This window comes from Cellvibrio sp. GW822-FHT04B05 (genome assembly GCF_058800985.1).
On sequence record NZ_JBXAMU010000001.1, the window covers coordinates 256307 to 268920 of the forward strand.

General features: G+C 51.2%; 7 protein-coding genes. All 7 read right to left on the reverse strand.

Annotated elements, in window-relative coordinates; genetic code table 11:
• Positions 1-79: 79 nt before the first annotated feature.
• Positions 80-1945, reverse strand: a complete 1866-nt coding sequence (locus AC1RJL_RS01035; RefSeq protein WP_492910884.1) for a glycoside hydrolase family 2 protein — start codon at positions 1943-1945, stop codon at positions 80-82.
• A gap of 193 nt (positions 1946-2138) precedes the next feature.
• Positions 2139-2741: a mobile mystery protein B gene (locus tag AC1RJL_RS01040; protein ID WP_492910885.1), complete on the reverse strand. Its 603-nt coding sequence runs from the start codon at positions 2739-2741 to the stop codon at positions 2139-2141.
• A 71-nt stretch (positions 2742-2812) separates the two neighbouring features.
• Complete coding sequence (locus tag AC1RJL_RS01045; protein WP_492910886.1) at positions 2813-3268, reverse strand: mobile mystery protein A; 456 nt, start codon at positions 3266-3268, stop codon at positions 2813-2815.
• Between the two features lie 195 nt (positions 3269-3463).
• Positions 3464-6556 carry an efflux RND transporter permease subunit gene (locus AC1RJL_RS01050; RefSeq protein WP_492910887.1) on the reverse strand — a complete coding sequence of 1031 codons (3093 nt, stop codon included), beginning with the start codon at positions 6554-6556 and terminating at the stop codon, positions 3464-3466.
• Positions 6557-6737: 181 nt separating this feature from the next.
• On the reverse strand, positions 6738-9815 hold the full coding sequence (locus AC1RJL_RS01055) for a multidrug efflux RND transporter permease subunit (RefSeq protein ID WP_492910888.1): 3078 nt from the start codon (positions 9813-9815) through the stop codon (positions 6738-6740).
• 158 nt (positions 9816-9973) lie between these two features.
• Positions 9974-11131, reverse strand: coding sequence for an MdtA/MuxA family multidrug efflux RND transporter periplasmic adaptor subunit (locus AC1RJL_RS01060; RefSeq protein WP_492910889.1), 1158 nt, complete (start codon positions 11129-11131; stop codon positions 9974-9976).
• Between the two features lie 328 nt (positions 11132-11459).
• Positions 11460-12350, reverse strand: a complete 891-nt coding sequence (locus AC1RJL_RS01065) for a hypothetical protein (RefSeq protein WP_492910890.1) — start codon at positions 12348-12350, stop codon at positions 11460-11462.
• Positions 12351-12614 lie beyond the last annotated feature (264 nt).

Consider the following 12614-nt stretch of genomic DNA (forward strand, 5'->3'; position numbering starts at 1 on the left):
CGTAATAAAACGGTGGAAGCAAAGGTGGAGGATTATGGTTAATTTGCTCCCGCGACCGGCGGGAGCAAACGATGGAAAACTATTCGCTTTTTTTCGATTCCTGTTCTTTCTTGTTGTAATATTCTTGCAGCACAAAAAATGATTTCTTTTTTACACCTTTATTGGAATAAATTCCCTTGCGGTTGAAATCATCCTGGATGCCATCAAGCAGGCGGCGTGGTGAGCGGAAGTCAGCGAGAATCCAGGGTGATGTGCCGACAAAGCCGTCAATTTTATCAACCATTCCCAATGTTTTGCGGTAGAGGTTTTCCTGGAATTCTTCGGTGAAAATCTGGTTCACGTCACCGTGGAATCCTTGTTTTGCGCTGCCACCAAATTCGCTGACAAATACCGGTTTGTTGTACTTGATCTCCCAGGTTACGCGGTCTGCTTTTTCTGGCAGGCCATCATACCAACCGATGTATTGGTTAAAGCTTACCATGTCGACTATATCGGCAAGCGGATCTTCCACCACGGCAATGTTTTCATTGTCGCTGCGGTAATGTTTTTCCATCGCGGCACTGAGCAGGCGAGTGTTATCTAACGCGCGCGCTTTTTTTGCGAGGCGCGCAAGGAATTGGTTGCGCACAGCCGATACCGGTGTTTCATTGGCGAGAGACCAGATAATTACCGCTGCACGATTTTTATCGCGTTCAATCATTGCTGCCAATTGTGCTTCTGCATTTTGATAAGTCGTTTCATTTTTCCAATTGATTGTCCAGTACACTGGAATTTCTGACCAGACCAGCAAGCCCATTTGATCGGCGAGGCGCACCATGTCTTCGTTGTGCGGATAGTGGGCGAGGCGAACAAAGTTTGCGTTCAAGTCTTTTGCCCAACCCAGCAGTGTTTGCGCTTCTCTTGCATTGCTCACACGGCCGCCACCATCAGCAGAATATTCCTCATGCACTGAAATACCGCGCAGGAAGAGAGGTTTGCCATTGAGCAACAATTGTTTGCCTTTGGTAGTGATACTACGTAAACCGATAGTGTCGGTGAATTTGTCGCTGCCGCTGCTGATGTGTACGGCGTACAGTTTTGGTGTTTCCGGTGACCAGAGTTGTGCGTCGGGAACATTAAAGGAGAAATTTGCGTGACCATTTTTATCGGCGGTCAGTGTTTGCCGGATTTTTAATTCGGGCAGGCGCAGCTGGATTTTTTCACCGCCTTTAGCGCCATCTAATAATACCGAGCCGCTGACCGTTTTTTGTTCCACTGAACTGAGCGCAATTTTATAATCGCGAATAAACGTATGCGGTACACTAAACAATTTTACGTCGCGGGTAATACCACCGTAATTCCACCAGTCGGTGTTCAGTGTCGGGACAGCATCGGCATGGCGTTTGTTATCCACTTTAATAATGAGTGAGTTGTTTTTGGCTGTTAATTTGCCGGTCACTTCGTAATGGAACGGGGTAAAGCCGCCGACATGTACGCCGAGTTTTTTGCCATTCAGATAAACATCAGCGCGATAGTTAACTGCGCCGAAGTAAATAAATTGGCGATCTGATTTTTTTGCCGCAGGGGCATCAAATTTTTTGCGATACCAGACACTGCCTTCGTAATAGTAAAGCTTTTCTTTCTGCGTATTCCAATCGCCGGGAACTTGTAAGGTGTCGGCTTTATCAAAATCGTATTCGATTAAATCGGAAGGTGTCTTGGGTTTTGAATCAGTAAAAAACGCATTGACCGAGGGTGTTTCCTGCTGGTCGAACGGTTCGTAGCGATAGTTGTAGTAACCGTTTTCGTACGGGTCGACGATAATTTTCCATTCGCCGTTTAGGGAAGTGGCATCGCGAGTGTAGGCTTGTAAAGGTAATTCGGCTGCGAGTGAGAATTGCGAAATTGCCAGACAAAATACAAACAAGATGGAGGCGAAAAACCTGCATGTAATTAATAATTTCATGGTGATGTTCTCTTGTCGTCGGAGATTATTGTAGTGTCGAAGTTTTCGCCCGTCTGTTGCGAGCTGATGTCAGGATATGCATGCTCCGCTTGTTAATATTGTGAGGCGGACAATGTTTGGGATTTTAGTATATTTTTGCCGATCTTATCGTTATATCAGTTTGTGGTTGGTGGTAAAAATTTGTTAACTCTGTTTAATCTTTTGGAGTTTCGCCAATAAATGCCAATAGATTTTTATAGTTGCCCATATCGGCAGTGCGTAAGGCGTGAACATAGGTGCGTCGCCGTTCATTCATGGATTGCAGATCTTCGCCGCCAGTCCAGTCGATGGGCAATTCGTTCAATATATTGGTTAATAAGGTGTCTGCCATAATCCGGGCATGTCGTCCATTGCCGTTGGGAAAAAGATGGATATATACCAGTCGGTGATGCAAGCGCGCAGCAATTTCGTAAGAACCGTAAGTTTGATGTTCAACCCAGTAGCGAGTGTCATCCAATAACAGACGCAGTTGTATGGAAATGTGCCGAGGGTCTACTCCGATATTTTTCTCGATGGTACGAAAACTGCCCGCCCATGACCAGACGTCACCAAATAATTTTTTATGCAATTCCCGCACAAAACCCTCATGCAAAATATCACTGTGTTTACGGCGCGCCAACCAGCGCAAACCGTTTTGGATATTGGCTTGTTCAAGTTGATCGAGTTGGTTGCGGGTAATGATATGTTTGAATTTCAGGCCGCGAATTTCGTCGGGATCGAGTAGTGTTGCGCCAGTGGGATAGTGCATGCTTTCCATAAAATAATCTCCCTGATTTTTCGTTAACAGATGTGCTTATTAGCACCTGTATTTATTGTTAATTGATGCTGTTAGTTATCGTTCCATAAATCGTTGGGCATTTCTCGAATCAATTCATATTTGATTCGCTGTTCTTCAATACGCAATTGTTCCGGGCTTAGTGACTGGTTTTCAAGTGCCATATGGATATGGGTATGACGTACAAGTTGTTCGGCTTTTTTTTGCGCTTGATTCGCGACGAGTTCTTTAGTTGTGCCATTGGGCACCAATGCATAGACAACGCGGCAATTCATTGCCTCGGCCATGGTTTGCAGGGTTTTCAGGCTGATAGCGCCCGAGAGTTCGTTTTTTTCAGACTGGGAAATTTGAGAGCGAGTTAGGCCCATCCTCCGTGCTAATTGCGCACCGGACATGCCCAGCGCCCGCCTCACCGTACGCAACCAACCCTCAGGTGGCGGCGTAATTGTTATCTGTTGGGCGGTTGAATCAACAATTTGCTGATATTGGTGGATGATTAGCGGTTTCATGGTATGAATATAATTGATGTTTAGTCAAAGCTACTCATAATGATTTAAGATGTCAACTTATGGCTAATCATATTTTAATTTATGTTAAGTTATAAATTGACGTATTGGGTCGAAGTAACAGGGTTTTGGGAGCATTTCTGTCTATTTTCCCTGCCCAGCTAATAAAAAGTGATCAGCTTGCCCAGTCTTCAACTATTAATCCATGGCCGGTTTGGCGTGTCCTGCCTTTTTGCCCAACCCCCAATTCCTCAATTTCTCCATATACAAATACACTACTGGCGTAGTGAACAGCGTGAGCAATTGGCTTACTGCAAGGCCGCCGATAATGGTGATCCCGAGCGGGGTGCGCAATTCCGAGCCTTCATTAAAGCTGAGGATTAACGGCAGTGCGCCGAGCAAGCCGGCGAGGTTGGTCATCATGATCGGGCGTAGGCGCAGGAGGGCAGCCTGGAAGATGGAATCACGCGATGACAAGCCTTCTTTGCGTTCAAGGTCCAGTGCGAAGTCGATCATCAGAATCGCATTCTTCATGACGATGCCAATCAATAAAAATAAACCGAGCATGGCAATCAAACTGAAGGGGGTATCGCTTAAGCGCAGTGCGAGCAATGCGCCGATGCCGGCGGAGGGCAGGGTGGATAAGATCGTCAATGGATGGATGCTGCTCTCGTACAAAATGCCAAGAATGAGATAGACCGCAAGCAATACGCAGGCGATTAATACTGCGGGGTCTTGCGCCATGCCTGGTGTGCTTGGGCCCCAGCCGGGACGACTGCTACCGGCAGGGGCAAGGTAAACCTCCTTCGGTACCATCAGTTCGGCGATTTTGTTTTCGATTGCAGTGCGCGCTTGTTCATCGGTGTAATGTTCAGCAACGCCATAACCGATACTTTCCGAGGCAAACTGGTTGCTGTGGCGCACCCGGTCTTCGGCGAGGCCGTAGTCAACGCTTGAAAAGGTCGAGAGCGGGACGCGGTTGCCATCACCGGTAATCACTTGCAGTTGATCCAGTACGGCAGGCGTAGCCGTGTAGCCTGGTTCCAGTTCCATTACTACGCGATATTGGTTCATCTCGTCGTACAGGGTGGAGACCTGGCGCTGCGAGAATGAATTGTTGAGCATGCTCGCGACGATGCTCATATTCACACCCAGGCGCTGCGCGGCTTCGCGATCGATGGTGAGCACAACTTGTTGGGTGCCTTCTTCTTTCACTCCGTCGACTTCAGTCAGTTCGGGCATTTTTTCCATTGCGGTGGTGATCCTGGCGGCCCAGTTGTGCAGCAATTTCAGATCGTCGGCGAGCAACATTAATTCCTGTTCGCTGCGGCTAAAGGGCGAACTGAGGCGGATATCCTGGTCGGAGTTGATCATCAAAATAGCGCCGGGAATGCTGGGCATATTGCGGCGCAAGCGGTCGACTACCTGGTCGACCGATATACCGCGCTCGGCCATTGGTTTGAGGCTGATGCGCATCCACGCATTGCTCACGCCGTTGCCGCCGCCGCTTGCGCCGAATACATCTTCAATCGCCGGATCGGCCAGCAATAGTTGGCGGAATTGCTGGATTTTGGGTTGCATAACCTGGAACGAGAAACTGTCATCGCCGCGGATAAAACCGGTCATCTGGCCGGTATCCTGTTGGGGCAACATGGTTTTGGGGATGGCGATGTAGAGGTAGATATTCAAGCCGATTACTGCGGCGAGTATCAGTAGCACAATTCGGCTGTGGTTCAGCGCCCAGCCGAGGGCGATAGAATAGGCTTGTTTGATGTCATCAAAAATACCGGGTTTGCGTTCCTTTTTCGGTTCGGATTTCAGCAATTGGGCGCAGAGCGCGGGAGTGAGGCTGAGCGATACCGCGAGGGAAATGATCATGGCGGCAGCGAGGGTGATGGAGAATTCACGGAACAGTTTTTCCACCACACCACCCATCAGCAAAATGGATACGAACACCACCACCAGGGTGATATTCATCGCCAACAGCGTAAAGCCTACCTCGCGCGTACCTTCTATCGCCGCTTTGAAGGGGGGAACGCCTCGCTCGATATGGCGTTTGATATTTTCCAGCACAACTATCGCATCATCCACCACCAATCCTGCCGCGACGATCAAGGCCATGAGCGACAGGTTATTGAGCGAGAATCCGTAGAGATACATCACCGCAAAGGCACCGATGATTGCCACCGGAATGGCGAGGCTCGGGATAAGTGCGGTACGCGCGCTGCCGAGGAATACCCAGACGACACCGACGACCAATAATACCGATAACATCAAAGTGATTTGTGCCTCATTGAGAGTGGCGCGAATGCCGGGAGAGCGATCCATCACTACTTTGAGCTGGGTGTCGGCGGGCATCAATGCGCGCAGGGCGGGAAGCTGGGCGTTGATCGCATCAATGGTTTCAACGATATTGGCGCCCGTCTGGCGACTTACCGTTAGCGTAACGGCCGAGCTTTGGTTGTGGAAACCATCAGTGTAGCGGTTCTCGACTGAATCGCTGACGGTCGCAATATCTTGCAGGCGCACGACGCCGCCGCCTTCACCGTAGCGGATTACCAGGGTCTGGTAATCCTTGGCACTGCGCAGGGTTTCGCTGGTGCGCACCTGCCAGCGGATATCGTCTTCTTCCAACATGCCGAGTGGACGCAACACGTTGGCATTGCTGATGGCGTTGCGCACTTCATCAAGCGCTATGCCGTAATTGGCGAGTGCATTGGGGTTAAGTTGGATACGCACAGCGGGCAGTGATGCTCCGTCAATACCAATTTGGCCGACGCCTTTAATCTGCGCCAGTTTTTGCGCGAGTATGGTGGATGCAGCATCGTAAAGCGCACTTGGTGACAGGTTGGGCGAGCTAAGTGCAAGCGCCATAATCGGTGCCTGCGATGGGCTGATTTTGCGATAGCCTGGGTTGCCCGGCATACCGGCGGGTAATTGGCCGCGTGCGGCATTGAGCGCAGCCTGCACATCGCGCGCGGCAGAGTCCAGATCGCGGTCAAGAGTGAATTCCACCCAGATAAAGGTTGAACCTTGGGTGGAGTTGGAGTTGATCGCGGTTACACCGGGAATACTGCCGAGTGCGCGCTCCAGTGGCGTCGCGACTGTCGCCGCCATACTTTCCGGACTGGCGCCGGGCAAACCGGCAAATATTTGCACTGACGGGAAATCCACCTGCGGCAATGGCGCAACCGGCAGCATGCGCCAAGCCAGCAGCCCGAGCAGGACGATACCGATTGCTAATAGACTGGAGGCAACGGGGCGTTTGATAAAGGGTTCTGCAATATTCATATGAAATCTATCGTAGGTTGCTGGTGAGGAACGAACCGCAACATGACCATCTCGCCCAACATGACGATCTCGCCCAACATGACCATCTCGCCGCGCCAACCAAAAGCCAAATGGAGCTTTGAATCAGGTTAGGGTGCAGGCGGATATATGGACATGTTGCGGTTCGTTCCTCACCAGCAACCTACGCCTCCTCCGGGATCAATTCGTTGGTGGGATTTTTGTTAACCCAGCGATCAAAAAACAAATACACCACCGGTGTGGTAAACAAGGTGAGTACCTGGCTAACCAATAATCCACCGACCATCACCAATCCTAATGGCTGGCGCAACTCCGCGCCGGAACCGCTGGCGAGCATTAGCGGGATAGCGCCAAACAAGGCGGCGAGGGTGGTCATTAAAATGGGACGGAAGCGCATCAACGCGGCGCGATGGATTGCTTCGCGCGGGCTGAGGCCTAGGCTGCGTTGGGCTTCGAGCGCGAAGTCCACCATCATAATGCCGTTCTTTTTCACCAGGCCGATCAGCAGCACCACGCCGATGACCGCAATCAAATCCAGCGGCTGGCCAGTCAATAACAATGCGAGTAACGCACCGACCGTAGCTGAAGGCAGGGTGGAGAGGATGGTTACCGGGTGGATAAAACTCTCGTACAAAATCCCCAGCACGATATACATAGTCACCACCGCCGCGAGCACCAGCCAGAGAGTGTTGGTGAGGGAGGCGCGGAAAGCTTCAGCAGCGCCCTGGAAACGCAACTCCAATGCCGCTGGTAAATCCAAATCGGTTTGGGCCGCTTCAATCGCATCGATTGCTGCGCCGAGCGAGCTATTGCCCGCGAGATTGAATGAAATGGTGGTCGATGGAAATTGGCTTTGGTGATTGATCAGCAGTGGCGCCGGGCGCTGGCTGATATTGGCGAGGGTGCTGAGCAATACCGGTTTGCCCGAGCTGCTGGCGACGTAGGTATTTTCCAGCGCTTTCAGGCCTTGAGCGTATTCGGGATCGACTTCCAGCACCACGCGATATTGGTTGGCTTGGGTAAACAGGGTGGCGATTTGCCGTTGGCCGTAGGCACTTTGCAATGCGGCGGAAATATCACTGACGCGCACACCGAGGCGTGCCGCCGCATCGCGGTCGATCTCCACATAAGCTTGCAAGCCACGGCTTTGCAGGTCGGAGGCGACATCGGCGAGCGCCGTTTCCTGCCGTAAGCGTTCCAGTACGCGCGGTACCCACTCATCGAGCAAGGCTCCATCCGGGGTGGTCAGGCTGAACTGGTATTGGGTGCGGCTGACGCGGTCTTCGATACTCAATTCCTGCACCGGCTGGAACCAGGCAGTAATGCCGGTCACGCTGCCGATACGCTGCTGCAAGCGTCCAATAATGTCAGTTGCACTGGCATCGCGTTCATGGTGCGCCTTGAGGTTGATCAGCAAACGACCGGAGTTGAGGGTGATATTACTGCCGTCTACACCAATAAAAGATGACAGGCCTTCTACTTCAGGGTCTTGCAGGATCAGCTCAGCGAGCATTTGCTGCTTCTCGGCCATGGAACTGAAGGAGATATCCTGCGGCGCTTCGGTCACCGCCTGGATCACGCCGCTGTCCTGGATCGGGAAAAAGCCTTTGGGTACAGCGAGGTAAAGGCCGGCGGTGAGTACTACTGTACCGACCATCACCGCCATGGCGGCGGGTTGGTGTTGCAGTACTTTGTCCAGACCGCGTCCGTAACTGGCGATCAACCGCTCCATAAAATCGGGTTTATTGTCGTGATGCATCGGCGCGTGTTTGAGCATGCGCGCGCACATCATGGGGGTAAGGGTGAGCGATACCAGCAGCGAGATGCCAATTGCCACTGCCAGCGTAATCGCAAATTCCTGAAATAATCGCCCGACCAGGTCGCCCATAAACAGCAGCGGGATTAATACAGCGATCAACGAAATCGTCAGCGATACCAGCGTAAAACCAATTTCACTCGCGCCTTTAAGTGCAGCATTCAGCGGCGTTTCGCCTTGCTCTCGGTGGCGGGCGACGTTTTCCAGCATCACTATGGCATCGTCCACCACAAAGCCGGTGGCAATGGTAAGCGCCATCAGGGTCAGGTTGTTGATTGAAAAATCAAGGAAATACATAGCCGCAAAAGTACCCACCAGCGACAGCGGCACCGCAAGGCTGGGGATAATGGTGGCGGGCACCGAGCGCAGGAACACCAGGGTTACGGCGACCACGAGGCAGATCGCAAATACCAGTTCTTTCTGCACATCGCGGATGGACGCGCGGATGCTGTGGGTACGGTCGCTGAGGGTCGCCACATTGACGGCGGCGGGTAGCGAGGCGGTAAGTTGCGGCAGCAGGGCTTGTATGCTGTCAGCTACATCAATCACATTGGCGCCGGGCTGGCGTTGGATATTGATCAACACGGCGGGTTGGCTATTGGCCCAGGCAGCAAGGAAGCGATCTTCCGCTCCGTTTTCGACGGTGGCCAAATCCCCTAGCCGCAATGGCGAGCCTTCGTTCCAACTGATTAATAAATCGCGGTATTCCTGCGTCGAGCGCATCTGGTCATTAGCATCAAGCATGGTGGAGCGGTACTGGCCGTCAAAACTGCCCTTGGGTTGGTTGGTGTTGGCCGAGACTATTGCGTTGCGCACTTGTTCAAGGCTTATCCGGGTATTGGCCAGTGCATTGGGGTTGACCTTGATACGGATAGCCGGGCGCTGGCCGCCCGCCAGGGTCACCATGCCGACACCGGGTAATTGCGCCAATTTTTGCGCCATACGCGAGTTCACCAGATCATAGACTTCCGGCAGTGGCAGGCTCGCCGACGTTACCGCAAGGGTCATGATAGGTGCATCGGCGGGATTCACCTTGCGGTAAATCGGTGGGGTTGGCAGATCGGACGGGAGCAGGTTGGCGGCGGTATTAAGTGCCGATTGTACTTCTTGTTCAGCGACTCCAAGGTTAACTTCCAACGAAAACTGCAGGGTGATAATGGATGCGCCGGTCGAGCTGGTGGATGACATTTGCTTCAAACCGGGGATCTGGCCGAGGCTGCGCTCAAGCGGCGCGGTAACGGTGCGTGCCATTACATCGGGACTGGCGCCGGGGTTAAAGGTGAATACCTGGATGATCGGATAATCGACTTGCGGCAGGGCAGCAACGGGCAACAAGCGAAACGCCAGAATGCCGGACAGCAGCAGCGCCAGCATCACCAGCGAGGTGGCAACGGGGCGGAGAATAAACGGGGTGGATATACTCATTATCAATCTCAATCAATGTATTGCGTAGGTTGGGGTGAGGAACGAACCCCAACATGTCCATTTCGCACCCACTTCCACAAGCTGTGCGCATTGAACCGATTTTTGTTTTTGGCGGTGACAAGGTTGTGTTGGGGTTCATTCCTCACCGCCAACCTACATTACTCCATCACCTTCACATCTTTGCCATCCCAGAGGCGGTCAATCCCCTCTAGGACCACGCTCTCACCTGCTTTCAATCCTTCCGATACCGATGTGCGTGCACCTTCCAGTGAACCTAATTTAATCGGGCGAATCCTGGCTTTGTTATCTTCAACCACATACACATAGGTACCTTTGGAACCGTATTGCACAGCATCGACCGGAATAGTCACTGCACCGTCGAGCGTATTCAAATGCAGGCGTGCATTAACAAACTGGTTGGGAAACAGGCTGTCATCGATATTTTCGAATTGCGCTTTCAAACGCAAGGTACCGGTGGCGGTATCAATCTGGTTATCGAGGGTGGTGAGTTTGCCGGTCGCCAATAAATTTTGTTCACTGCGGTCCCAGGCTTCTACTGCCAGCGCCGAAGTGGTTTTGGCCGCTGCCGAGTGAGCGCTGCGCACCGCGACCAATTGATTTTCGGGAATAGTGAAGGAAACAGAAATGGGTTGCGTTTGCGTAATCGTCACCAAACCGTCGGTATCGCCTGTACTAACGAGGTTGCCCACATCCACGCGACGCAAACCGAGGCGGCCGCTGATAGGTGCGGTAATGCGGGTGTAGGAAAGTTGCAAGCGCGCATCATCAACTTGCGCGCTGTGGTTTTTGATGGTGCCGTTCAATTGGTCGACCAGCGCTTGCTGTTTATCGAATTGCTGTTTGGCAATGGATTTTTGCTCAATCAGTCGCTCATATAAACGCAAATCTTCTTCGGCATTTTTGAGTTGTGCACGAGTTTCCTGCAGCGTACCTTCCGCTTGTGCGAGGCGCACTTTATAGGTCGCCGGATCTATCTCGGCCAATAAATCCCCGGCTTTTACGCTTTGCCCTTCCTCAAACAAAATACGCAGCAATTGGCCATCTACCCGGCTGCGCACCGTCACGGTATTGAGCGGCACTACGCTGCCGATGGCTTTGATATGCACCTTTAAATCTTCGCGGGTCACTTTCACCACATGCACCGGCGTTGGCCCCATCCAGGGATTCGGTGGTGGCGGTAATTTTCTTTCGGGTGCGCGTAAACCAAAAAACCAAACCAGTAACAACACAATAACAAGGGCGATGCCCGCTAACCAGCGCTGGCCGCGCGATAAACGATCCAAGGGTAGGCGCATGAAAGAATCCGCAAAATCAAAAAAGAGTCGGTAGGTAGCCAGTCGCGGTTGATCCCCGCAAAAGGCAAATGTTGGGCATATGGAAGCGCGAGACTAGAGGTCGGGAAATAAGCCCGCAACTGATTTTACATTTCTCGACGTTTGGTTACAGGTAGATCACCACAATCAGTTGAATTCGGTTCAGTAAATGGCTTGTTTGCAGCAAACAGCTCTTTAACTGTAGTGAAATATACGGCTCGGAAATGAGGCTAAACCACTATTTTTTGTGGGGATAAGATAGGGTTGAATAAATCCGTGATGATGAATACCGCTTGGTGGTCGATAAAGGTCAATGCGTAAGCGGATCAAAAAGATATTGTTTGTAATCGTCGTCCAGCGTGGAGATAAACGGGTTGTGCATTTTTATAAAATGCCGCTCATTTAATTTCGCGCGCGCTAAATCCTGCTCGTGGGCTTCGCGCCATAGTTGTTGATAAGAGCCATCTTTGTAGGCGATATCAATGCCTTTTTTAATGCGATCCAATAGCGCCTGATTACTTTTGTGGCTGAAAATAAATTTGGGCAGCGGATAATAAAGCGCGAGTTTATTGTCCAGCTGCAAATCAGCTACTTTTTCAGTGCTGAGTTCATGGAAATATTCCGTCGGGCTGGGGCAGAAAAGATCAACGCGGCCAGCTTGGGTCATGCGAAACAAACTGGTGATATTGGTGCCCTCTACAATTCGCATTCCATGATATTTCAAAATTTTTGCATCTACCCAGTCTGCACCCACACCGATTTTATATTGTTGCAGTTGCTGCAAGTCAGTTATCTGTTGCACTTTACCGATCAGCTTTTTATTGGCGTAGCAAATGCGATAACTGGGTGCGCCCAGTTGGAGCGGAAAAGGAATGTAGATGAGATTGCCCGATTCCATTAACTCATCTTCATAACTTAATACCATGAGAAAATTTTGGTATTGGTTTTGATTCAGTGCCGCTATGGCATGGGTGCGTGAAATTACATTGATGGGTACCATTTCAAAGGTGCCGGTTTTACCCTGCGTTTTTTCCAGCGCAAGCTGAATGACGCGCTGATCAAATGTTTTTCGGTTCAGGTCGCCATAGTCAGGGCGCTTGTGAGTGACAACCAATATTTCCGGGGACGCATCGGTTGATGTTTCCGCTTGGGCAAATGCCACAATCGCTGTCGATATCAGTAACCAAAAAAAACAACGCATTCGACAAATCCGGATATGGAATTGAATAGATATAGGGAAAGTGAATATTAATCTTGTTATTAAACAAGATGATAGCTGACCTGAGTGTAGGCGAAAAATTCCGCTCAGCCAGTCAGGCGGTGCATTTGCCGGATGAAATTTGCCAAGCGGTTCTCTGTGCCTTGGCGAACAGAATTGTCGTTGCAGTGCAAGCACTATACAGAGTGTGAAAAATTGAATTTTTAGCTGCCAGTTGTTATTCGTTATTAGCCATGGCCGTTCTTG